Annotated in this window: 23 protein-coding genes; 19 read left to right on the top strand and 4 right to left on the bottom strand. The window is 64.3% G+C overall.

The features are described 5' to 3' along the window. The first annotated feature begins 117 nt into the window (after positions 1–117). Genes folC through RUGAMON1_RS26315 form a run of 6 tightly spaced genes read left to right on the top strand, consistent with a single transcriptional unit; the run spans position 118 to position 6,366 of the window. Complete coding sequence (gene folC, locus RUGAMON1_RS26290) at positions 118–1,407, top strand: bifunctional tetrahydrofolate synthase/dihydrofolate synthase (RefSeq protein WP_445233300.1); 1,290 nt, start codon at positions 118–120, stop codon at positions 1,405–1,407. Positions 1,408–1,429: 22 nt separating this feature from the next. Further along, positions 1,430–2,443, top strand: a complete 1,014-nt coding sequence (locus tag RUGAMON1_RS26295; RefSeq protein WP_445233301.1) for an SPOR domain-containing protein — start codon at positions 1,430–1,432, stop codon at positions 2,441–2,443. 17 nt (positions 2,444–2,460) lie between these two features. Continuing rightward, positions 2,461–2,949: a CvpA family protein gene (locus tag RUGAMON1_RS26300; RefSeq protein ID WP_445233302.1), complete on the top strand. Its 489-nt coding sequence runs from the start codon at positions 2,461–2,463 to the stop codon at positions 2,947–2,949. Between the two features lie 39 nt (positions 2,950–2,988). After that, complete coding sequence (gene purF / locus RUGAMON1_RS26305) at positions 2,989–4,512, top strand: amidophosphoribosyltransferase (protein ID WP_070272682.1); 1,524 nt, start codon at positions 2,989–2,991, stop codon at positions 4,510–4,512. 55 nt (positions 4,513–4,567) lie between these two features. Further along, entirely contained in the window at positions 4,568–5,812 is a 1,245-nt protein-coding gene (locus RUGAMON1_RS26310; RefSeq protein ID WP_445233303.1) for a cystathionine gamma-synthase family protein, read from the top strand. Between the two features lie 59 nt (positions 5,813–5,871). After that, positions 5,872–6,366, top strand: coding sequence for a hypothetical protein (locus tag RUGAMON1_RS26315; RefSeq protein WP_445233304.1), 495 nt, complete (start codon positions 5,872–5,874; stop codon positions 6,364–6,366). A 4-nt stretch (positions 6,367–6,370) separates the two neighbouring features. Here RUGAMON1_RS26315 and lexA read toward each other — a convergent pair whose 3' ends face one another. Next, entirely contained in the window at positions 6,371–7,009 is a 639-nt protein-coding gene (gene lexA, locus RUGAMON1_RS26320) for a transcriptional repressor LexA (protein WP_445233305.1), read from the bottom strand. A gap of 290 nt (positions 7,010–7,299) precedes the next feature. On the opposite strand from lexA, the gene rpsF reads away from it, so the two are divergent. From rpsF to RUGAMON1_RS26360, 8 genes are all read left to right on the top strand, one after another. Continuing rightward, positions 7,300–7,686, top strand: coding sequence for a 30S ribosomal protein S6 (gene rpsF, locus RUGAMON1_RS26325; protein WP_445233306.1), 387 nt, complete (start codon positions 7,300–7,302; stop codon positions 7,684–7,686). A 30-nt stretch (positions 7,687–7,716) separates the two neighbouring features. Next, positions 7,717–8,022 (top strand): primosomal replication protein N, encoded by a 306-nt coding sequence (gene priB / locus RUGAMON1_RS26330; RefSeq protein WP_445233307.1) that lies wholly within the window; start codon positions 7,717–7,719, stop codon positions 8,020–8,022. A gap of 15 nt (positions 8,023–8,037) precedes the next feature. Further along, entirely contained in the window at positions 8,038–8,328 is a 291-nt protein-coding gene (gene rpsR / locus RUGAMON1_RS26335) for a 30S ribosomal protein S18 (protein ID WP_008450941.1), read from the top strand. Positions 8,329–8,362: 34 nt separating this feature from the next. Further along, positions 8,363–8,815 carry a 50S ribosomal protein L9 gene (gene rplI, locus RUGAMON1_RS26340; RefSeq protein ID WP_116990169.1) on the top strand — a complete coding sequence of 151 codons (453 nt, stop codon included), beginning with the start codon at positions 8,363–8,365 and terminating at the stop codon, positions 8,813–8,815. 121 nt (positions 8,816–8,936) lie between these two features. After that, a complete protein-coding gene (locus RUGAMON1_RS26345) occupies positions 8,937–10,322 on the top strand; it encodes a replicative DNA helicase (RefSeq protein ID WP_445233308.1) in 1,386 nt (461 codons plus the stop codon). 74 nt (positions 10,323–10,396) lie between these two features. After that, positions 10,397–11,023 (top strand): DUF47 domain-containing protein, encoded by a 627-nt coding sequence (locus RUGAMON1_RS26350; RefSeq protein ID WP_026334225.1) that lies wholly within the window; start codon positions 10,397–10,399, stop codon positions 11,021–11,023. A gap of 32 nt (positions 11,024–11,055) precedes the next feature. Continuing rightward, entirely contained in the window at positions 11,056–12,066 is a 1,011-nt protein-coding gene (locus RUGAMON1_RS26355; RefSeq protein ID WP_116990167.1) for an inorganic phosphate transporter, read from the top strand. Between the two features lie 40 nt (positions 12,067–12,106). Then, positions 12,107–12,493 (top strand): hypothetical protein, encoded by a 387-nt coding sequence (locus tag RUGAMON1_RS26360; RefSeq protein ID WP_445233309.1) that lies wholly within the window; start codon positions 12,107–12,109, stop codon positions 12,491–12,493. Here the strand turns inward: RUGAMON1_RS26360 and RUGAMON1_RS26365 are convergent. Further along, complete coding sequence (locus RUGAMON1_RS26365; RefSeq protein WP_445233310.1) at positions 12,470–13,069, bottom strand: TetR/AcrR family transcriptional regulator; 600 nt, start codon at positions 13,067–13,069, stop codon at positions 12,470–12,472. The two genes, RUGAMON1_RS26360 and RUGAMON1_RS26365, sit on opposite strands and share 24 nt — an antisense overlap. A gap of 72 nt (positions 13,070–13,141) precedes the next feature. Here RUGAMON1_RS26365 and RUGAMON1_RS26370 point away from each other — a divergent pair, with 72 nt between their 5' ends. Then, positions 13,142–13,597: a nuclear transport factor 2 family protein gene (locus RUGAMON1_RS26370; RefSeq protein WP_445233311.1), complete on the top strand. Its 456-nt coding sequence runs from the start codon at positions 13,142–13,144 to the stop codon at positions 13,595–13,597. On the opposite strand, the gene RUGAMON1_RS26375 is transcribed toward RUGAMON1_RS26370, so the two are convergent. Continuing rightward, on the bottom strand, positions 13,594–14,436 hold the full coding sequence (locus tag RUGAMON1_RS26375; RefSeq protein ID WP_445233312.1) for a DUF2306 domain-containing protein: 843 nt from the start codon (positions 14,434–14,436) through the stop codon (positions 13,594–13,596). The two genes, RUGAMON1_RS26370 and RUGAMON1_RS26375, sit on opposite strands and share 4 nt — an antisense overlap. Positions 14,437–14,790: 354 nt before the next feature. On the opposite strand from RUGAMON1_RS26375, the gene RUGAMON1_RS26380 reads away from it, so the two are divergent. From RUGAMON1_RS26380 to RUGAMON1_RS26395, 4 genes are all read left to right on the top strand, one after another. After that, positions 14,791–17,277: an MASE4 domain-containing protein gene (locus tag RUGAMON1_RS26380; RefSeq protein WP_445233313.1), complete on the top strand. Its 2,487-nt coding sequence runs from the start codon at positions 14,791–14,793 to the stop codon at positions 17,275–17,277. A 130-nt stretch (positions 17,278–17,407) separates the two neighbouring features. Beyond that, positions 17,408–18,208 carry a metallophosphoesterase gene (locus RUGAMON1_RS26385; RefSeq protein ID WP_445233314.1) on the top strand — a complete coding sequence of 267 codons (801 nt, stop codon included), beginning with the start codon at positions 17,408–17,410 and terminating at the stop codon, positions 18,206–18,208. A gap of 10 nt (positions 18,209–18,218) precedes the next feature. Continuing rightward, positions 18,219–18,680, top strand: a complete 462-nt coding sequence (locus RUGAMON1_RS26390) for a GNAT family N-acetyltransferase (RefSeq protein ID WP_445233315.1) — start codon at positions 18,219–18,221, stop codon at positions 18,678–18,680. A gap of 131 nt (positions 18,681–18,811) precedes the next feature. Then, positions 18,812–19,411, top strand: a complete 600-nt coding sequence (locus RUGAMON1_RS26395; RefSeq protein ID WP_445233316.1) for a hypothetical protein — start codon at positions 18,812–18,814, stop codon at positions 19,409–19,411. Here the strand turns inward: RUGAMON1_RS26395 and RUGAMON1_RS26400 are convergent. Continuing rightward, positions 19,294–21,651, bottom strand: coding sequence for an ATPase, T2SS/T4P/T4SS family (locus RUGAMON1_RS26400; protein WP_445233317.1), 2,358 nt, complete (start codon positions 21,649–21,651; stop codon positions 19,294–19,296). The genes RUGAMON1_RS26395 and RUGAMON1_RS26400 overlap by 118 nt on opposite strands. Positions 21,652–21,660: the final 9 nt, after the last annotated feature.

Here is a 21,660-nt window from a genome sequence, read left to right on the forward strand (position 1 = left end):
CCGCCGCGCCTTGCTGCGCTCATTTTGAAGCAACCGCCTAGTCACTCCCTCACGCTACGGCGCGCAATCGGCTATCATGCCGGCCTGCGCGCCGTTTTTCATTTCTGAGCCCCCATCATGCCGAATCTCCCAACTACTTTGCCTGCCTGGCTTGCGCTGCTTGAGTCGCGCCACGCCGAAACCGTCATCAACATGGGCCTGGACCGTGTACTTGCCGTCAAGGAACGCCTGCAACTGAACTTCAGCTGCCCGGTCATCATGGTGGCAGGCACCAACGGCAAGGGTTCGACCTGCGCCATGCTGGAATCGGTGCTGATGCGCGCCGGCTACAAGGTCGGCCTGTACATCAAGCCGCACTTCCTGGACTTCAACGAGCGCGCCCGCATCAACGGCGAGCTGGCCAGCGATGAAGTGCTGGTGGCCGCCTTCAACGCGGTCGAGGCGGTGCGCGGCGATACGCCGCTGACGTATTTCGAATTCACCACGCTGGCCATCATGCACCTGCTGGCGGGAGCCGGCATGGACGTCGCGATCCTGGAAGTGGGCCTGGGCGGCCGCCTGGATGCGGTCAACATCGTCGATGCCGACGTCGCCATCGTCACCAGCGTCGATATCGACCATACCGACTATTTGGGCGACACGCGCGAGGCGATCGGTTTCGAGAAGGCCGGCATTTTCCGCTCCGGCAAGACCGCGATCTGCTCGGACCCGGTGCCGCCGCAATCGCTGATCGACCACGCCAACGCCATCGGTGCCGACCTGTGGCTGATGGGCCGCGATTTCAACTATTCCGGCGACAAGCAGCAATGGAACTACGGCGGCCGCTCGCAACGCCGCAATTCGCTGGCCTATCCCAGCCTGCGCGGCGCCAACCAGATCCTCAACGCCGCCGCCGTGCTGGCCGCGCTGGAAGCGCTGAAGATGGAACTGCCGGTCGGCGCGCAGGAAGTGCGCACCGGCCTGGTGACGGTGGAACTGCCGGGCCGCTTCCAGGTGCTGCCTGGCCGCCCGACGGTGATCCTGGACGTGGCGCACAATCCGCACGCGGCCTCGGCGCTGAACCAGAACCTTGGCAATATGGGCTTCCACCCGTACACCTACGCCGTGTTCGGCTCCATGCACGACAAGGATATCGACGGCGTGATCGCCGCCATGTCCGAGCACGTGGACCACTGGTGCCTGACCAACCTGCCGTCGCCGCGCGCGGCCAGCGCCTCGGAACTGGCGGCCAAGGTGCAGATCGTGCAGGAAGAAAAAGCCGAGCGCACCATCAATATCTTCGACGATCCGGCTGAGGCCTATGCAAATGCGATCAGCCGAGCCGGGGAGAATGATAGAATTGTGGTCTTTGGATCTTTCCTCACGGTCGCCGGCGTCATGGCGGCACGAAAATCCGCATTCCATTGAACGCACAGGACTGAAATCACGCATGGGCTTGTTCTCGAAACTCGGTAAAAACAAGCAAGAGTCGGCTGGCCAGGACAGCGGCTATTACACCAGCGCAGATGACCAGGCCGCGACGGAGCGCGCACGCTCCAAGCGCGCCTCGTCGGCGGATGGTTCCGCCAATTCCCGCCGCAGCAAAGACCGCGAAGCGGACGACCCGGTGTTGCCGGAAAAGAAACGCGCGCGCCGCCGCCTGGTTGGCGCCATCGCGCTGGCGCTGGGCGTCGCCATCGGCTTGCCGATGGTGCTCGATTCCGAACCGAAGCCGCTGGCGTCCGATATTGAAATCAAGATTCCCGCCAAGGACAAGCCGGCCGAGGCCGCGCCAGCTGCAGCTGCCGCAGCCGCGCCGGTAGCGCAGAGCGCCGCCCTGGACAGCCGGGAAGAAATCGTCGACGACGTCAAGCCGGCCAAGCCCGCCGTTGCGCCGGCCGCGCCGCTGGTGGTGGCGCCCGTCAAGGTCGATACCGCCAAGCGCGACGCCGAACTGAAGGCCGAAGCCAAAGCCAAGGCAGAAACCGTCGCCAAACTCAAGGCGGACAACGAAGCCAAGGCCCGCCAGGACGCCGACTACAAGCTGGAAATCGAGCGCAAGCAGGCCGAAGTGAAAGCCGAAGCCAAGGCCAAGGCGGATGCCGAACGCAAGCTGGCCGAAGCCAAGGCCACCAAGCAGGCCGACAGCGCCAAGCCGGCCGCGACCTCGGAAGACGCCCGCGCGCTGGCCATCCTGGAAGGCAAGTCCGCCGCCAAGCCGGCCGCCGCTGCCGAAACCGGTCAAAAATTCGTATTGCAGGTGGCCGCGCTGAGCGACCAGGGCAAGGTCGACGAGCTGCGCGAAAAATTGAAAAAGGCGGGCATCAGCTCCTTCACGCAAAAGACGCCGTCCGGTGACATCACCCGCGTGCGCGTGGGACCGTTCACCAACAAGGATGAAGCTGAAAAAGTGCGGGCCAAGCTGAGCGCCATGGGCCTGAGCGGCCGTCTCGAAACCGTCTGACCCAGCAGGCGCCCGACGTGACGATATTCGATTATCTGGTGATTTTTGTATTGGTCGCGTCGGTCATCATCAGCATGATGCGCGGCCTGGTGAAGGAAGTGCTGTCGCTGGCGGGCTGGGTGGTGGCCTTCGTGGTCGCCAATGCCTACGCCGCCGTGCTGGCGACTATGTTGCCGCCGGTGGTGCCGGGCGAGGTGCTGCGCCTGATCCTTGCCTTTATCGCACTGTTTATCGGTGTGAAGATTTTGACGGGCCTGCTGGCCATGGCGCTGGGCGCCTTGCTCGATGCCGGCGGCCTCAGTCTGGTCGACCGCGCGCTGGGCATGGTGTTCGGCTTCGGTCGCGGCCTTGTAATTGTGCTGGCCGGTGTCATCCTGTGTGGGATGACGTCGATACCGCAACAAGCATTCTGGAAGGATGCGCTATTGAGTCCGTTAGCGGAGACCGGAGCGCATATGGTGAAAGCCTTTCTTCCCGCTGCCATGGCGCAGCATGTGAATTTTTGAATTCTTTAAATCTGTAGCACCAAGTCCAGGAGCAACATCATGTGTGGCATCGTCGGCGTCGTATCCCATCAACCTGTCAATCAACTGCTGTATGACGCATTGCTGCTGCTGCAGCACCGCGGCCAGGATGCGGCAGGTATCGCGACCAATCACAGCAGCATGTTCGCCATGCACAAGGCCAACGGCCTGGTGCGTGACGTTTTCCGTACCCGCAACATGCGTACGCTGCAAGGCAATTCCGGCATCGGTCACTGCCGCTATCCAACCGCCGGCTCGTCGAGCGAGGAAGAAGCGCAGCCGTTCTACGTCAACGCCCCGTTCGGCATCACCTTGGCGCACAACGGCAACCTGACCAACTGGGAACAGCTCAAGAAAGAAATGTTCCAGAACGACCGCCGTCACATCAACACCGATTCCGATTCGGAAGTGTTGCTGAACGTGCTGGCCCATGAAATCCAGAAAGCCACCACCGGCATCTCGATCGACGCCGACACCATCTTTGAAGCCGTGACCGTGCTGCACCGCCGCGTGCGCGGCGGCTACGCTGCCGTGGCGCAGATCGCCGGCGTCGGCCTGCTGGCCTTCCGCGATCCGTTCGGCATCCGTCCGCTGTGCCTGGGCATCAACGAAACCGAGCAGGGCGCCGAGTACCTGATCGCTTCCGAGTCCGTGGCGCTGGAAGGCATGGGCTTCCGCTTCGTGCGCGACATCGCGCCGGGCGAGGCCGTGTTCATCGACGCCGACAAGCAGCTGCATTCGCGCCAGTGCGCCGACAATCCTTCGCTCAACCCTTGCGTGTTCGAGTTCGTCTACCTGGCGCGTCCGGATTCCGTCATCGACGGCGCCTCCGTCTACGCCACCCGCCTGAAAATGGGCGAGTACCTGGCCGAGAAGATCAAGCGCGAGTTCAAGGATGGCGAGATCGACGTCGTCATGCCGATTCCGGATTCGTCGCGTCCCGCCGCGATCCAGCTGGCGCTGGCGCTGAACGTGGAATATCGCGAAGGCTTCATCAAGAACCGCTACATCGGCCGCACCTTCATCATGCCGGGCCAGGCCGCGCGCAAGAAGTCGGTGCGCCAGAAGCTCAACGCCATCGCTTCCGAGTTCAAGGACAAGGTCGTGCTGCTGGTGGATGACTCCATCGTGCGCGGCACCACCAGCCGCGAGATCGTGCAGATGGCGCGCGAAGCCGGCGCCAAGAAGGTGATCTTCGCTTCGGCGGCGCCACCGGTGATCTTCCCCAACGTGTACGGCATCGACATGCCTACCCGCGACGAGCTGATCGCCTACGGCCGCAGCACCGAGGAAGTCTGCCGCGAGATCACCGCCGATCACCTGGTGTACCAGGACATCGACGCGTTGAAGCGCGCCATCTCCGACGTCAACCCGGCGCTGAAGAACTTCGAGGCTTCGTGCTTCGACGGCGTCTACGTCACCGGCGACATCTCCAAGGACTACCTGGACAAGCTGGAGTACGCGCGCCACCATCCGAAGGCCGCCGGCCCCGAGGACGCTGGACGCTCGCAACTGAATCTGAATCTCGCGACCGCCGAAGGCTGATGTCGCGCCCGGTGCGGATCATTCCGCACCGGGCTTTTTTTTTGACTGCTTGAACATGAACGACAAGAAAAACTACGGCTTCACCACCACCATCCTGCACAACGATCGCCAGAAGGGCATCGAGCACGGTTCGCTGCACAAGCCCATCCACACTTCGGTCGCCTTCGGTTACGCCGACGCGCGCCAGCTGGCGTCGGTGTTCCAGGGCAAGGAGCCGGGCTTCCGCTACGGCCGCCAGGGCAACCCGACCATCTCCGCGCTGGAGGACAAGGTCAACCAGATGGAGCAGGGCGTCGGCACGATCTGCTTCGCCACCGGCATGGGCGCGATCGGCGCCGTGTTCCAGTCGCTGCTGCGCGCCGGCGACCATGTGGTGTCGTCGTCTTTCCTGTTCGGTAACACCAACAGCCTGTGGCAGACCACCATGGCGCAGGGCGTGGCCGTGTCGTTTGTCGACGCCACCGATGTCGCCAACGTCGCCGCCGCCATCACCGAGCAGACCCGCGTGGTGTTCGTCGAGACCATCGCCAACCCGCGCACGCAAGTGGCGGACCTCAAGCGCATCGGCGAGCTGTGCCAGCAGCGCGGCATCCTCTACATCGTCGACAACACGATGACCACGCCTTACCTGTTCCGTCCGAAGTCGGTCGGCGCCGGCCTGGTGGTCAACGCGCTGACCAAGTCGATCGGCGGCCACGGCAACGCGCTGGGCGGCAGCCTGACCGACACCGGCGCCTACGACTGGACCCGCTTCCCGAACATCTACGAGAACTACAAGAAGGCCGCCCCGCTGCAATGGGGGCTGGCGCAGATCCGCGCCAAGGGCCTGCGCGATTTCGGCGCGTCGCTGGCGCCGGAGGCGGCGCACCACATCGCCGTCGGCGCCGAGACGCTGGCGCTGCGCATGGAGCGCACCAGCGCCAATGCACTGGCGCTGGCCACGCTGCTGGAGGCGGACGAGCGCGTGGCCGCCGTCCACTACCCGGGCCTGGCGTCGCACCCGCAGCACGCCATCTCCAGCGAACTGTTCCGCAGCTTCGGCTCGCTGCTGAGCTTTGAGCTGAAGGACGGCATCGATTGCTTCGACTTCCTGAACCGCCTGAAGCTGGCGATTCCAGCCTCCAACCTGGGCGACACGCGCACGCTGATCATCCCGGTCGCGCACACCATCTTCTACGAGATGGGCGCCGAACGCCGGGCGTCGATGGGCATTGCCGAATCGCTGATACGGGTGTCGGTCGGCATCGAGGATACCGACGATCTGCTGGACGACTTCACCTGCGCACTGGAAGCTTGCTGAGCTCCGCGCCGAGTTGTGATAATCTAAGCTTTCAATTTTGCTAAGCGGGAGGAGGCGTTATGAGAGCAGCATGGGTACTTGCCTTGACCGTGCTGTCGAGTAACGCCTTCGCCGACGACCAGGCTCGCCGCCTCGCGCGGCAAGCCGAGATCGAGTACTACACCAGCCGCTACGACGGCGCCGAAATCTCGCTGGCCCGTTTCAACTGCCAGCTTCCCAATATTCCGATGCGACCGGCCTTGGCCGGCGGCCCTGCGGTGACGCAGGCGCTGGCCGCGTGGCACAGCTGCTACGAGCAGTTCCTTGCCAATTACAACGCCGCGCTGCCGGTCGGCAAGAGCATTCCTCCCGACCTGGCCGACCTGATGACGGACGATGAAATGGACGCCGCACAGGCCTTGATGAGCGAGGTGTTCGTGCGGGTGGCGGACGAGGCCAAACGCCAGGCGGATGCGGTCACGCTGGCGCAGGCCGCGTGGGAAGGCCGGCGCGGCGACATCGCCCTGAGCGCGCGCGACCTGTCGCACCTGCCGGAGACGGCCGGCAAGCGCTAGGAGTTTAGTGCCAGCTGCGCATCAGGCCGACGGCCAGGCCTTCCAGTGCGAACTCGTCGGCTTCAGGATCGACCTTGATGATCTTGAAGTCCGGGTTTTCCGGCAGCAGTTCGACGACCGAGCCGGTCTTGCGGTAGCGCTTGACGGTGACGTCGTTGCCGATGCGGGCCACGACGATCTGGCCGTTCTTAGCGCTGTCCACCTTCTTCACGGCCAGCAGGTCGCCGTCCATGATGCCGGCGTCGCGCATTGATTCGCCGCGCACCTTCAGCAGGTAGTCCGGCTTGGAGGAGAACATGGCCGGGTCGACGCTGTAGCTGGTCTCCAGGTTTTCCTGCGCCAGGATGGGCGAGCCGGCGGCCACGCGGCCGATCAGCGGCAGCGACATCATCAGCGACACCGGCGCCTTGGACGCGGCCGGTTCGGCGTGCACGCCCAGCAGGCGGATGCCGCGCGAAGTGCCGGCGGCGATCTCGATCGCGCCCTTGCGCGCCAGCGCCTGCAGATGCTCCTCGGCCGCGTTGGCGGATTTGAAGCCCAGTTCATTGGCGATTTCGGCGCGGGTCGGCGGGAAGCCGGTGTTTTCGATGGCATCCTTGATCAGATTGAGAATTTGTTCCTGTCTTGCTGTGAGCTTGATCATAGAGTGCTTTGGGCCTGTGTATATAGACAGTCTGTATTTTTGTACAGTGTGAAGCGAAATGCAAGGGAATTTGTTGCTTAGCACGAAATAATTTCATGGTGGGGTCAGATCTGACATTCGGACACGGCCTCGACCGTGGCGCCGCATTACGGTCGAGGCCGTGTCCGAATGTCAGATCTGACCCCGGATTGTTTTTTGCCGAAAAAGCTGCTATAGTCGCGGGCTTACCTCTTCCCACACCTGTCTTGACGCCAGGGTGGGCTATATTCACAGTCCTTAAGGGAGTTTGCATGCGTCACTATGAAATAGTATTTATCGTCCACCCGGACCAGAGCGAGCAAGTGCCCGCCATGATCGAGCGTTACAAAGCCTCGGTAACCACCCGCGGCGGCGCCGTGCACCGTGTTGAAGATTGGGGCCGTCGTCAGATGGCTTACTCGATCCAGAAACTGGCTAAAGCACACTACATCTGCATGAACATCGAATGCGACAACGAGACCCTGGTCGAGCTGGAAACCGCCTTCAAATTCAATGATGCCGTGCTGCGTCACCTGACCGTCAAGATGAAGAAAGCGGAAACCGCTCCTTCGCCGATGATGAAGTCGGTACAACGTGAAGATGCAGCGAAATCGCATCGCACCGAAGCTCCAGCAGTTGCTGCTGCTCCTGCGGCCTAATTGTTCCAGAACCGAGCTGAACCAGCTCCAGTGAATTTTAGCCAATTCGTTGCCTTGATCACCGAACGGGACGCCTTGCGCTACACCCCGGCCGGCATGCCGATCGTGAACGCTGTACTCCAGCACCGATCCCAGCAGATGGAGGCAGGCATCGCCCGATTGAGCGAGTTTGAAATTTCCGCGGTTGCCGCGGGCGAGATTTCAGGCCGCTTCAGTCAGGCGCCACTGGCAGGCATGTATCAGTTCACCGGTTTTCTGAACAAGAAGAATCGCAATAGCAAAAGCCTGGTGTTTCACATCATTGATTTTAGTGCTGTCCCAGACAGCTCAATTTAGATACAGGAGCCTAAAATGGCATTCGGTAAAAAGTTCGACAAAAACAAGCTCAAGCTGAAAGAAAAGCGCAAGCAACAGAACCCTTTGTTCAAGCGTAAGAAGTTCTGCCGCTTCACCGCCGCAAACGTAGAACAAGTTGACTACAAAGACGTCGACACCCTGAAAGACTTCGTCCAGGAAAACGGCAAAATCATGCCAGCACGTCTGACCGGTACCAAGGCGCACTACCAGCGTCAAGTTGACACCGCAATCAAGCGCGCTCGCTACCTCGCGCTGCTGCCTTACACCGATCTGCACCACGCTTAATCGCGTCGTCTAGATAAGATCCTGGAGAAGAACTATGCAAATCATTCTGTTAGAAAAAGTCGTCAACCTGGGCAACCTGGGTGAAGTCGTTAAAGTTAAAGACGGTTACGCACGTAACTTCCTGATTCCGCAAAAAATGGCTCGCCGCGCTACCGCGTCCGCCGTTGCTGAATTCGAAGTCAAGCGCGCTGAACTGGAAAAAGCCGCTGCTGAAAAGCTGGCTGCTGCTCAAGCCCAAGGCGAGAAACTGAACGGCATGACCGTGACCGTTTCGCAAAAAGCTGGTGTTGACGGCCGTCTGTTCGGTTCCGTGACCAACTTCGACATCGCTGAAGCGTTGACCAAAGCTGGTTTCGCTGTTGAAAAAGCTGCTGTGCGCATGCCTACCGGTCCTCTGAAGACCGTTGGCGAGCACCCAGTCAGCGTTGCTCTGCACACCGACGTGGTGGTGGAAGTGACCGTTGCTGTCGTAGGCGAAGCTGCCTGATATTTGACCGGACGGCGACGTCTGGTCGGTATAGCAACACATTGAAAAAGCCGGGCTTGCCCGGCTTTTTTCTCGTCATAAATTTGTAATACGGCCCAAGCAAGCAGGTATAATTCGCGCCATGAACGCCCCCTCCGATCCGCAAGTAGATTCACTCCGCGTCCCGCCGCATTCCATCGAAGCAGAACAGTCCGTCATCGGCGGCCTGCTGCGCGATAATGCGGCGTTCGACCGCATTGCGGATATGATGCATCCGGAAGACTTTTACCGCTACGACCACCGCATCATCTACGAGCAAGTCGTCAAGATGATCAACGCGTCCAGGCCGGCCGACGTCATCACCGTGTTTGAAACCCTGACCCAGCTGGGCAAAGCGGAGGACGTGGGCGGCCTGACCTACCTGAACGCGATGGCGCAAAACACGCCATCGGCCGCCAACATCCGCCGCTATGCCGAGATCGTCCGCGATCGCTCCATCCTGCGCCAGCTGATCACGGTCGCCGACGAAATCTCCGGCCAGGCCTTCAGCCCGCAGGGCAAGGAAGTCAAGCAGATGCTCGACGAGGCCGAATCGAAGATCTTTGCCATTGCCGAGCAGGGCGCCCGCGGCGCCGCCGGCTGGATCCCGGTGCAGCCGCTGCTGACCCAGGTGGTCGAGCGTATCGACGAACTGTATTCGCGCGAGTCCGGCTCCGAGATCACCGGCGTGCCGACCGGCTGGATCGACCTCGACCGCATGACCTCCGGCCTGCAGCCGGGCGACATGGTGGTGGTGGCCGGCCGCCCGTCGATGGGCAAGACCGCGTTCTCGATGAACATCGCCGAGAACGTCGCGGTGGAAGAAGGCCTGCCGGTCGCCGTGTTCTCGATGGAGATGGGCGGCGTGCAGCTGGCCATGCGTATGCTCGGCTCGGTCGGCCAGCTCGACCAGCACCGCCTGCGTACCGGCAAGCTGAACGACGAGGATTGGCCGCGCCTGACGCACGCCATCCAGAAAATGAACGACGCCCAGGTGTACATCGACGAGACGCCGGCGCTGAACCCGATCGAGATGCGCGCGCGCGCGCGCCGGCTGTCGCGCCAGTGCGGCAAGCTCGGCCTGATCGTGGTCGACTACCTGCAGCTGATGCAGGGCTCCACCCAGGGCGACAACCGCGCCTCCGAGATCTCGGAAATCTCGCGCTCGCTCAAGGGCCTGGCCAAAGAGCTGCAATGCCCGGTGATCGCGCTGTCGCAGCTGAACCGCTCGCTGGAGCAACGCCCCAACAAACGTCCCGTCATGTCCGACCTGCGCGAATCCGGCGCTATCGAGCAGGACGCGGACGTCATCATCTTCTTGTATCGCGACGAGGTCTACAACCCGGACTCGCCCGATAAAGGAACGGCCGAGATCATCATCGGTAAGCAGCGTAACGGCCCGATCGGTTCGGTGCGCCTGACCTGGATCGGCCAGTACACCAAGTTTGGCAACTACACCGGTAACCTGGCGCTGTACCAAGGCGACTAAGCCAGCACGATTAATCTTTACGCCGTCCTTACCCGGGACGGCGATCTGCAGTAATTAATGGAACGGAGAATAAAATGTTTGGACGTTTGATGCCCACCGAGGGCAAATTTTTTGACCTGTTTAACCAACACGCCGAGCTGTGCGTCAAAGGTGCAAAAGAAATGCTGGGCCTGATGTCCAATTTCGACGATCTGGAAAATCGCGTGCACGCGATCGAGAGCATCGAAAAGCAGGCCGACAAGATCACCTACGCCACCGTCGACCTGCTGCACAAGACCTTCATCACGCCGATCGACCGCGACGACATCCACAAGCTGATCACCCGCATGGACGACATCCTCGACCTGCTGGAAGACGCCGCCCAGACCGTCTCGCTGTACGACCTGCATTCGGTCACGCCGGAAGCCAAGCGCCTGGCCGAGCTGGTGCTGGCCTGCGCCGAGAAAGTGCGCGACGCCGTGGCCCTGCTGCACAACATGGACAACTCGCGCCAGATCGTCGCCATCTGCGAAGAGATCGACCGCCTGGAATCGGACGCCGACCACGTGATGCGCGCCGCCATGTCCAAGCTGTTCCGCGACGAACCGGACGTGCGCAACCTGATCAAGATGAAGGCCATCTACGAGATCCTGGAAACCGTGACCGACCGTTGCGAAGATGTGGCCAACATCATCGAAGGCATCATCGTCGAAAACGCATAACGCATAATAACTACACCAAAGAATAGTCCAACATGCATACCCTACAAATCAGCATCTACGTGCTGGGCATCCTGATCGCCCTGGCGCTGGTGTTTGACTTCATGAACGGTTTCCACGACGCCGCCAACGCGATCGCCACCGTGGTCTCGACCGGCGTGCTCAAGCCGCAGACGGCGGTGGCCATGGCCGCGTTCTTCAATTTCACCGCGATCTTCGTGGTCGGCCTGCACGTGGCCTCGACAGTGGGCAAGGGCACCATCGATCCCGGCATCGTCGATCAGTATGTGATCTTCGGCGCGCTGGTCGGCGCCATCGTGTGGAATCTGTTCACTTGGTACTACGGCATTCCCTCGTCGTCCTCGCACGCGCTGATCGGCGGCCTGGTCGGCGCCGCGGTGGCCAAGTCCGGCACCAGCGCGCTGGTCGGCGGCGGCCTGCTGAAGACGGTGCAGTGGATCATCCTGTCGCCGCTGATGGGCTTTGTGTTCGGCTCCATCATCATGCTGATCGTGTCGTGGATCTTCGTGCGCTCGACGCCGCGCCGGGTCGACAAGTGGTTCCGCCGCCTGCAACTGGCGTCGGCCGCCGCATACAGCCTGGGCCACGGCGGCAACGATGCGCAGAAAACCATCGGCATCATCTGGATGCTGCTGATCGCGGTCGGCCAGGTGCCGGTTGGCGACACGGCGCCGCCGCTGTGGGTGGTGATTTCGTGCTATACGGCGATCTCGTTCGGCACGCTGTTCGGCGGCTGGCGCATCGTCAAGACCATGGGCCAGAAGATCACCAAGCTCAAACCGGTGGGCGGCTTCTGCGCCGAAACCGGCGGCGCGCTGACTCTGCTGATCGCCTCGCACTTCGGCGTGCCGGTCTCGACCACGCACACCATCACCGGCGCGATCGTCGGCGTCGGTTCGGCGCAGAAGATGTCGGCGGTGCGCTGGGGCGTGGCGGGTAACATCGTGTGGGCCTGGGTGTTCACCATCCCGGCCTCGGCCTTCGTGGCCGCGCTGGCCTGGTGGGTCGGTCACCACATCATGTAAAAACCAGGGAGCTTCGGCTCCCTTTTTTGATGGACGCAGCATGCAGAAAATCGAATTTGCGCAGTTGATGCAACTGGCCCGGGCTTCGGCAGCCGTGACGGCTCCGTGCAGCTGCAATACCGTTACGCTGGCGGCCTGGCAACGCTTGCCGACCTCGCTGGAGCTGGACCGCTTCGAAGAAGTCGGCACGCTGATGGACGACCCGTACGACGAGCCGACCTTCGCCGAATATCACCCACACGGCACGCGCTACGATAGCGAGGACGCGCCGATCGCGCCGCGCTACTATCCGTGCAACCTGAGCCAGGTCGCGCGCTGCCTGAACTGCGGCCGCCACTACCTGCGCTACAACGAGGCCGGCGGCTACTTCACCGAACTGCGCATCCGCGCCTTGCAGCCCCAGTTACTGGTCGACGCCGCCCTGTAGTCCCAGCATCCGCGCCGCCATCGCGCGCGCCAGCACGGCCGGCGCGGGGACCTCTATCGGCAGATCCGTGAAAGCCTCGTCGATCGCCAGGTTGGCCAGGCCGTGCGCCAGGCTCCAGCCGGTCAGTGCCAGCTCCGGCCCACGCGCCGCGTCGAAAGCGGTGGCCGCCGTGACCAACACAATGAATGCGCTCTCGGCCGCCTGCTTCAAATCCGGGTGGCGGGATTTTTGCGCCAGCAGCGGGCCGAACATCAGGCGGAACTGCGCCGGCCGCGCCCGGGCAAATTCGACATACACCTCGCAGATATCCATCAGCCGCTCGCCTTGAGGGCGGGCAAGGTCGCGGTCCGCCGCCGCCATGGCCGCGGCCAGCCCGGCGAAGGCGCGCGCCGCCACCGCCGCCAGCAATTGCTCGCGGCTGGCGAAGTGGTGGTAGGGCGCCGCGTGCGATACGCCAGCCGCCTTGGCCACTTCGCGCAAGGTGAGCGCCTGCGCGCCATTCTGCGCGAGCAGGGCGTCGGCGACATCGAGCAGGCTGTCGCGCAGATTGCCGTGGTGGTAGGGTTTGCTGGTCATAAAGTTATCTTGACATGAGAAAGATATCATCGCACTATACAGATCTTTCCAGTGTAAAGATTGGAGTTTGCCATGTACCACTTTATCGTCGGCCGCAAGCTGCGGCGCGCTTTTGGGGATATCAACGCCGGCGCCTACGAGCGGGTGCTGCCGCAGTTCGCATCCGCGCACCGTCACGTGATGCACGGCCATCATCCGCTGGCGGGCGAGCGCCGCACGCTGGCGTCGACCACGCAGTGGTACGGGCGGCTGGCGCGGCTGCTGCCGGGCTTGCGCTTCGAGATCGACGCCGTCGCCGTCACCGGCTGGCCGTGGCGTACGGTCGCCACCGTGACGTGGAAGGACCGCTTCACGCTGCCCGACGGCAGCAGCGGCTCCAACCAGGGCGTGCATGAATTCGAACTGCGCTGGGGCCGCGTCAGCAAGCTGGAGGTCCACTGCGACACGGCGAAGCTGGAGCGCTACTGCCGCGCCATGGCCGCCAGCGGTATCGCCGAGGCCGCCGCCGAGCCGATCAGTGACGCCTAGGAAATGTGGGGCAGCCACATGGCCATGCTGGCGCCGAAAATCCCCACGCCCATTGCCAGCGTCAGCAGCGTCAGGCCGGCCGCCGCGGCCAGCTTGTGCGCAGGACTTCCAAGCTCGCGTGCGCGCAGGTAGAGTTCCAGCAGCGCCAGCGGCAGCAGCGATTCGCCGAATACCAGCACGTTGAGCGCCGGGCCGGTGAAGGTCTTGGGATCGAAGCCGACCGGACCACCATTGACCAGGATCCAGAACAGCAGGCCGACGCGGAAAAACCAGCTGCCGCTCACCACCAGAAACAGCCGCAGCGCCCAGCGCCGGTGGGCGTCCAACCGGCGCGCGAGCGCGTGGCGTACCGCCATCACCGCGCACAGCGTAATCAGCACGGCGTTTAGTGTGGTGCCCCAGTGCTGGGTGATGTCACCGGCCGCGTTGCGGGTCCAGACCATGTAGGCGCCGGCGATGCCGGTGACGATGGAGACCGCCACATAGACGCGCCCGTTCCAACGGTGGAACGCCGGGAAGCGCGCCCGTACCGCCGGGATCAGCTGCAACGGTCCGGCCAGCGTGACGAGGGCGGCGATCGCCAGGTGCGCGGCCAGCGCGGAGTTGCCCGCGCGGTCGCCGGGGACGTAACCGACCGGCAGCACCTTGTTCCAGCGCATCCAGTCGTCCGCCGCGACAGCGCCGCCATAGAACGACACGATATAGGTCAGGAACACCGCCTGGCCGGCCGCCATCACCGCGAACCAGAACGCGGCGGCGGCCTTCAGCGCCTGGCCGGCGCGCATGCGCAGCTTGCGGCCATAGGGCATGGCGCCGTTCGTCATCAGGGTATCCGACATCTCACTCCTCCAGGGTTGTGCTTCGCCGCACGCCGGCGCCGCATCGGAATATGGCCGAAGGCGCCGCTGCACGCCAGCCATATCCGACCAACGACGACGCTTTCGCGACGAAGCACGGCCGGCGCCGACCAACGAAGATGGGCGGCGGCCGTGGTGGGCCGTGGTCAGGCTGGGCGCGATCAGTCATGTCATACGTGGCGACAATGAAGCCGCGCAAGTCCATTTGAAAAGCCGCCAGAATGTGTTGCAGGTAAGCCGCAGTTGCTTGCATTTATTTCGCCAGATGCAAGTCGGTCGCGTGCGGATGTACAATTGCTTGCAGGCTGATAGGCCGGCAACCACCGTGGAGGATGCATGACGGAGACGTCGCCGGCAGCAAACTTGCCATTGTTGCCATTGATGGAGGCAGACCGGCCGGCCCGCAAGCGCGCGCTGGTGCTCACGCTGGTGTCGGCGCTGGTGTTCTGCGCGCTGCTGCCTTACACCCAAGTGCCATTGCCGGCGCTGGCCGCCTTCATCCCCATCTACGAATCGAGCCTGCTGCTCAACGACCTGATCACGGCCGTGATGCTGTTCGGCCACTTCAGCATCCTGCGCTCGAGATCGCTGCTGGTGCTGGCCGGCGCCTACCTGTTCACCGCGCTGCTCACCGTGCCGCACATGCTGACCTTCCCGGGCGTGTTCTCGCCCAGCGGCTGGCTGGGCGGACACAGCCAGGCCACCGCCTGGCTGTATGTGTTCTGGCACGGCGGCTTCCCCGCCTGCGTTGCCGCGTATGCGCTGCTGGGCCATCGCGAACGCCAGCGGCCCCGCCAGCCGGCGCCGTCCCGGCTGGCGGCGCTGTGGGCGATCGCCGCCGCGCTGCTGGCGGCCGCCGCCTTTACCGTGCTGGCCACGGTCGGCCACGACCTGCTGCCGCCTATCCTGGTGTCGGGCCACTACACGCTGGCCGGCCGCATCGTGCTGGCCGGCACCTGGGGCGCCAGCCTGGTCGCGCTGGCGGTGTTGTGGCGCTATTCCAGCCGTTCGCTGCTGGACCTGTGGCTGGGCGTGGTGATGGGGGCCTGGCTGTGCGACATCGGCCTGTCGGCGGTGCTCAACGCCGGCCGCTACGACGTCGGCTGGTACGCCGGCCGCATCTACGGCCTGTTTGCCGCCAGCTGCGTGCTGATCGTGCTGCTATGGGAGAGCAACAAGCTGTTTGCCCGCCTGGTGGTGTCCCATGAGCAGGCGCTGCAGCGCAGCGCCGACCTGCAGCGCCTCAACCTGCAAAACGAGCAGCGCGCCACGCAGTACGCGCAAGCGCTGGACGAGCTGCACTTCAAGGAAGAGGAAATCCGCGCGGTGGTGCACAACATCGCCGATTGCGTGCTCACCACCGACGCCGCCGGCGTGGTGATCAGCGCCAACCCGGCGCTGGGCCAGGTGTTCGGCTACGCCGCGGCGGACGTGGTGGGGCGCCACATCTCGCTGCTGATACCGGAGCTGGCGGTCGACAGCGAGCATGCCTTCATCCGCGACGGCGAGGTCGAAGGCCTGCACCGCGACGGCCGCCAGCTGCCGCTGGAACTGGCGATGAACGATTTCGAAGTGCATGGCGTGCGGCAGTCGGTGGTGGTGCTGGCCGACATCAGCGAACGCAAGCAGTTCGTGGCCGAGCTGCGGCGCGCGCAGATCAACGCCGAGCAGGCCAACCAGGCCAAGTCCACCTTCCTGGCCAATATGAGCCACGAACTGCGCACGCCGCTCAACGCCATCCTCGGCTTCGCGCAGATCCTGGCGACGGACAAGATGCAGGTGACGCCGGAGAAGCGGCGCGAATTCGTCCAGCACATCCTCAAGGCCGGCAAGCACCTGCTGGTGCTGATCAATGAAGTGCTGGACCTGGCCAAGGTCGAGTCGGGCACGCTGTCGTTGTCGGTCGAAGCGGTCGAGCTGGACGAGATCATGACCAGCTGCCAGCAGATGATAGCGCCGCTGGCCGACAAGCGCGACCTGCGCCTGCGCTTCGTGCTCGACCCCGGCATGTATGTGCAGGCCGACCACACGCGCCTCAAGCAGGTGCTGCTCAACCTGCTGAGCAACGCGGTCAAGTACAACCGCAAGGGCGGGCTGGTCAGCGTGACCTGCATCGCCCTGTCGCCCGAGCGCACCCGGATCGCGATCCAGGACGGCGGCGAGGGCCTCACGCCGGCCCAGCTTGCGCAGCTGTTCCAGCCGTTCAACCGGCTCGGGCGCGAAGCGTCGGGCGAGGAGGGCACCGGCATCGGCCTGGTGATGACCCGGCGCCTGGTGGAAATGATGGGCGGCACCATCGGCGTGAGCAGCACCGTCGGCGTCGGCAGCGTGTTCTGGATCGAGCTGAAGGCGGCCGCGGCTCTGCGCGTGGACACCGGCTTCAGCCAGATCATGCCGGTGGACTTGCCGGCCGTCGCCGGGGCCGGGCAGCGCACCCTGCTGTATGTGGAGGACAATCCGGCCAACTTGTTGCTGGTGCGGGAATTGATCGGCTTGCGCGGCGACCTCAAGCTATTGAGCGCCACCGAAGCGACCACCGGCCTGCGGCTGGCGCGCGAGCAGCGGCCGGACGTGATCCTGATGGACATCAACCTGCCCGGCATGAGCGGCAGCGAAGCGATGAAGCTGCTGGGCGCCGATCCGGCCACGCGCGACATTCCGGTGATCGCCTTGTCGGCCAATGCGATGTCGCACGATGTCGCGCGCAGCCGGCAGGAAGGCTTCATGTGCTACCTGACCAAGCCGCTGAACCTGGACCAGTTCACCGAAGCGCTGAACGCGGCGCTGCGCTGTTCGGCGCAGCGCGCCAGCCGCAGCCTGTAATCCGCTCCCCGCCGGCCCGAGGCGTTCCAAATAGGCTATCATGCCGCCTCTTTACCCGTCTGATCGCCTTCCCATGAAAGTTCCCCGCAGCAAGCATTTTTCACCGCACCGGAGCAGGTTGGAGGCGCTGTTGAATGTCGTCCTGATGGGGGGCGTGGTGAGCGCGCTGAGCTACCACAGCCGCCTGCACGGCCGGCTCGGCGTGACCCGCCACACGATCACGCTGGCGCATGGCCAGCGCCTGCCGCGCCCGCTCAAGATCGCGTTTGCCTCCGATTTCCACGCCGGCCCGCCGACCCACGCCGGCATCTTCCACGATCTGTTCGCCAGCATCGCCGCCGAACAGCCGGACGTGCTGCTGATGGGCGGCGACTACGTGTCCGGCCCGGCGGCCAATGTCGCCGTGCTGAGCCCGCCGTTGGCGGCCTGCCGTCCGCCGCTGGGCAAGTTTGCCGTGCTGGGCAACCACGACCTGTCCACCGACGACGGCGAGATCTGCCGCCGCTTCGAGGCGGCCGGGGTGCAGATGCTGGTCAACCGCGCGCAAGCCTTGCCCGCGCCGTTCGGCAATGTCGCGATCTGCGGCATGGACGATCCCTGGACCGGCGAGCCCGACGGCGCCGCCACCTTTGCCGGCGTGGCCGACGCCGCCGTGCGCGTGCTGCTGATGCACGCGCCGGACGGCCTGCTGAAGCTGACCGGCCAGCGCTACGACGTCGCCTTCGCCGGCCACACGCACGGCGGCCAGATCGCGCTGCGCGACGGCACGCCGCTGGTGCTGCCGGACGGTCCGCTGTCGCGTCCCTATCATTATGGACGCTTCCCGGTGGCCGGCAATGGCGAGCTGATCGTCAGTCGCGGCGTGGGGTGCAGCCGGATTCCGGTGCGCATCAACGCCGATCCGGAACTGGTGATCTGTACTGTGCAATAATTTGCCCACTATGAACACCGACATCCAACTCCAGACCGAAGATCCCACCGCCCGCGACTCCCTGCTGTTGATGGAGGAATTGTCGACCGCGCTGGAATCGATCACCGGCGACAGCGGCCGCTCCTCCTTCGACATCGACGACGTCTGCGGCCCGGCGGGCTGCTTCGTGGTGGCGCGCGACGGCACCGGCCAGGCGCTGGGCTGCGGCGCGCTGCGGCCGCTGGAGCCGGGCGTGGCCGAGATCAAGCGCATGTACGCGCGCCACGGCACCAGCGGCGTCGGCAGCGCGGTGCTGCGCTTCCTGGAGGACGAGGCCGTGTCCCTGGGCTACCAGGCGCTGTGGCTGGAGACGCGCCTGGTGAACCGCCGCGCCGTCGACTTCTACGAAGCGCGCGGCTACCGCCGCATCGCCAACTACGGCAAATACATCGGCAACCCGCTGGCCGTCTGCTTTGAGAAGCAGCTGCCGTGACGGTTTAACACGGGCCGCTTAAGCGCACGTTAGCTGTCGGCGCTGTCTTACAAGCGCAAGGCCCGTGCACTGCTTCCGTGCGGCCGCGAGCCTGGTCACAATATTGTCTGTATTTTTAAAGAAGACAGACCATGAGAATTACCGATCAACGTTATTTGCCCGGCGATAACCGCTACAGCACCCAGCCCTGCCTGCTGGGCATCCTCGAACTGGACCGCGACCCGCCGACCCCGGCCGCCATGCGCGCGCTCGAGCGGCGTCTGCAGCTGGCCTTGCCCGGCCTGCGCCGCCAGCGCGGCCTGGTGGGCATGCGCTGCGACGAGGTGCCGCAACTGGTGCAGCTGGTGCAGCAAGTGGCGATGGAGTTGCGCCGGCTGGCGTTCAATGAAGTGACGCTGGGCTTTGTCGGCGTGGTGCCGCGCATGCGCGGCCGTTACCGCCTGGTGCTGCCGTACTCGGCCAGGGCCAAGGTCGCCGCCGGGTCGGCGCTGGCGATGTCGACGCAGCTGGTCGACGCCTTGCTGGCCGGCCGCTCCTTCAACCTGAAGGCCGGCGTGGCGCGCCTGCGCGCGCTGGCCGAGCGCCGCGCCACGCCGCGCCACGGCAAGCGCGCCTACTTGATGCAGACCGCCCGCACCATCTTGATGTCGGTGATGCCCAGCAAGACTTTCTCGATGCCGTCCATCTTCAGCGTCAGCATGCCGTCTTCCAGCGCGGCCGCCAGCAGCTGAGCGACGCGGGCGTGCTCCTGTAGCAGCTTCTTGACCTTGTCGCTGCCTGTCATCAGCTCGTGCAGGCCGACCCGGCCCTTGTAGCCCTTGTTGCACTCGTCGCAGCCGATTGCGCGGTACAGCGTGAACTTGCCGTCCTTGGCGTAGCGCTGGCGCCAGCCGGCCAGCACGGCGGCGCGGCCGGCGGCGCGGTCCTTGATGAAGCTCTCGGTGCTGAGCAGTTCCTCGCAGAATTCCGTCAGCAGCAGATCGAGTTCGGCCTCGGTCGGCTGGTAGGCCTGCTTGCAGTTGCCGCACAGGCGCTTGGCCAGCCGCTGCGCCAGGATGCCCAGCAGCGCGTCGGCGAAGTTGAACGGGTCCATGCCCATGTCCAGCAGCCGCACGATCGATTCCGGCGCGCTGTTGGTGTGCAGCGTGGCGAACACCAGGTGGCCGGTCAGCGAAGCCTCGATGCCCATGCCGACGGTTTCCTTGTCGCGCATTTCGCCGACCATGATGATGTCCGGGTCGGCGCGCAGGAAGGCCCGCATCACGGTGGCGAAGTCCAGCCCGGCCTTGCGGTTGACCTGCACCTGGCGCAGGCCTTTCTGCGTGATCTCGACCGGATCCTCGGCGGTCCAGATCTTGGTGTCCGGCGTGTTCAGGTAGTTCAGCACCGAGTGCAGCGTGGTGGTCTTGCCGGAGCCGGTCGGGCCGCAGACGAAAAACAGGCCATACGGTTTCTCGATGGTGGCGCGCAGGCGCTCCAGGTTGAACGGCAGCACGCCCAGCTTGTCGAGCGGGATCGGCTCGCCGGCCGCCAGGATGCGCATGACGATGTCCTCGACGCCGCCGGCCGAGGGGATGGTCGCCACCCGCAGCTCGATGTCCAGCGGGCCGTATTTCTTGAACTTGATCTTGCCGTCCTGCGGCTTGCGGCGCTCGGAGATGTCGAGGTCGCACATGATCTTGACCCGCGCCACCAGCGCGCTGCGGTAGGACGCCGGGATCTCGATGTAGGGCACCAGCGTGCCGTCCTTGCGGAAACGGATGCCGGTCTTGCCCTTGCCGGGCAGCGGTTCGATGTGGATGTCCGACACGCCCTGGCGGTAGGCGTCGACGATGATCTTGTTGAGCAGCTTGACCAGCTCGTTCTCGACCGCTTCCGACACTTCGGCCGAGCCGCCGTCGCCATCGCCGTCATCGTCGTCCATGCCCGACAGCAGTTCGCCGACGCTGCCGCTGTCGCCGGCGGCGCCGAAGAAGTGCTCGATCATCATGCGGAACTCGCGGTTGCTGGTCACGCGGAACACCGGCTTGGCCTTGGGGAAGATCTGGTTGACGATGTGGGTGTGGGCCACCCGCTCCGGATCCAGCGCCACCACCAGCATGCCGTCCTTGCCGTCCTCCAGCGGCATCCAGCCGGATTCCTCGATGTACTGGCGCTTCAGGTTGCGCAGCAGTTCGACCGGCTTGATGCGGTCCGCCCTGAAGTGCTCGTACGGCACGCCGAAGTGGCGCTCCAGCGAGGCGCCGATGGCCGCCAGCTTGACCTGGAATTCGTCGATCAGCACATCCTCGATGTCGTGGTCCTTCTTGCGGGCCGAGCGCGTGGCCAGCTCCAGCTCGGGCGCCGACAGCACCGCGTCCGTCACCAGGCCGTCATATTTGGTGCGTACCATTTGCGGCGGCTTCATGCGCTGGCTGAAGGCCACCGACAGCGTCTCGCACAGCTCCTTGACGCCGTCCTCGGCAATGGAAGAGAAGGGCGCGCGGTTGCGGTTGTTGATGAACTGGACCACGCCGAGCAGCTCGCGCGACTGCACCGCGATCAGCGGCGCCACCAGCATCTGCTTGGTGCGGTAGCCGGTGCGCTGGTCCACGCCCTGCTGGAAGCGCAGCTCCGGCGAGTAGCGCGCCAGCTCGGCCTGGTCGTAGACGTCGGCGAGGTTGATGGTCCTGCGGGTCAGCGCGACGTAGCCGGCGATCGAGGCCGGCGTCACCGCCAGCTTGAGGTCGCGGAACGAGGTCAGCCCGGTCTTGACCTTGGAGACGATGTAGTCTTTTTCATGGTCCATCGCGTACAGCGTGAAGCGGTCGCAGTTGAACAGGTCGCAGAACTCCATGCCCAGGTCGAGCATGATCTCGTCCAGGTTGCTGGTGGCGTGGATTTTGGTGGTGACCGTTTGCAGCTTTTGGAAAAACGCCAGCCGCAGGTCGACATCGCTGTGGTGTGGACTGGGGGTGCCGGCGTCGTTCATGATCGCTTT

This window comes from Duganella rhizosphaerae, from assembly GCF_040364205.1.
GTDB lineage: Bacteria > Pseudomonadota > Gammaproteobacteria > Burkholderiales > Burkholderiaceae_D > Rugamonas > Rugamonas rhizosphaerae.

Bases quoted from the DNA above. Each gene is read 5' to 3' on its own strand.
- RUGAMON1_RS26310 (WP_445233303.1), top strand. From the start codon at position 4,568: ATGAACGACAAGAAAAACTACGGCTTCACCACCACCATCCTGCACAAC.
- lexA (WP_445233305.1), bottom strand. From the start codon at position 7,009: ATGATCAAGCTCACAGCAAGACAGGAACAAATTCTCAATCTGATCAAG.
- RUGAMON1_RS26400 (WP_445233317.1), bottom strand. From the start codon at position 21,651: ATGAACGACGCCGGCACCCCCAGTCCACACCACAGCGATGTCGACCTG.
- RUGAMON1_RS26360 (WP_445233309.1), top strand. From the start codon at position 12,107: ATGCAGAAAATCGAATTTGCGCAGTTGATGCAACTGGCCCGGGCTTCG.
- RUGAMON1_RS26350 (WP_026334225.1), top strand. From the start codon at position 10,397: ATGTTTGGACGTTTGATGCCCACCGAGGGCAAATTTTTTGACCTGTTT.
- RUGAMON1_RS26365 (WP_445233310.1), bottom strand. From the start codon at position 13,069: ATGACCAGCAAACCCTACCACCACGGCAATCTGCGCGACAGCCTGCTC.
- RUGAMON1_RS26295 (WP_445233301.1), top strand. From the start codon at position 1,430: ATGGGCTTGTTCTCGAAACTCGGTAAAAACAAGCAAGAGTCGGCTGGC.
- rplI (WP_116990169.1), top strand. From the start codon at position 8,363: ATGCAAATCATTCTGTTAGAAAAAGTCGTCAACCTGGGCAACCTGGGT.
- RUGAMON1_RS26375 (WP_445233312.1), bottom strand. From the start codon at position 14,436: ATGTCGGATACCCTGATGACGAACGGCGCCATGCCCTATGGCCGCAAG.
- RUGAMON1_RS26380 (WP_445233313.1), top strand. From the start codon at position 14,791: ATGACGGAGACGTCGCCGGCAGCAAACTTGCCATTGTTGCCATTGATG.
- purF (WP_070272682.1), top strand. From the start codon at position 2,989: ATGTGTGGCATCGTCGGCGTCGTATCCCATCAACCTGTCAATCAACTG.
- rpsR (WP_008450941.1), top strand. From the start codon at position 8,038: ATGGCATTCGGTAAAAAGTTCGACAAAAACAAGCTCAAGCTGAAAGAA.
- RUGAMON1_RS26345 (WP_445233308.1), top strand. From the start codon at position 8,937: ATGAACGCCCCCTCCGATCCGCAAGTAGATTCACTCCGCGTCCCGCCG.
- RUGAMON1_RS26355 (WP_116990167.1), top strand. From the start codon at position 11,056: ATGCATACCCTACAAATCAGCATCTACGTGCTGGGCATCCTGATCGCC.
- RUGAMON1_RS26395 (WP_445233316.1), top strand. From the start codon at position 18,812: ATGAGAATTACCGATCAACGTTATTTGCCCGGCGATAACCGCTACAGC.
- RUGAMON1_RS26390 (WP_445233315.1), top strand. From the start codon at position 18,219: ATGAACACCGACATCCAACTCCAGACCGAAGATCCCACCGCCCGCGAC.
- folC (WP_445233300.1), top strand. From the start codon at position 118: ATGCCGAATCTCCCAACTACTTTGCCTGCCTGGCTTGCGCTGCTTGAG.
- rpsF (WP_445233306.1), top strand. From the start codon at position 7,300: ATGCGTCACTATGAAATAGTATTTATCGTCCACCCGGACCAGAGCGAG.
- RUGAMON1_RS26370 (WP_445233311.1), top strand. From the start codon at position 13,142: ATGTACCACTTTATCGTCGGCCGCAAGCTGCGGCGCGCTTTTGGGGAT.
- RUGAMON1_RS26315 (WP_445233304.1), top strand. From the start codon at position 5,872: ATGAGAGCAGCATGGGTACTTGCCTTGACCGTGCTGTCGAGTAACGCC.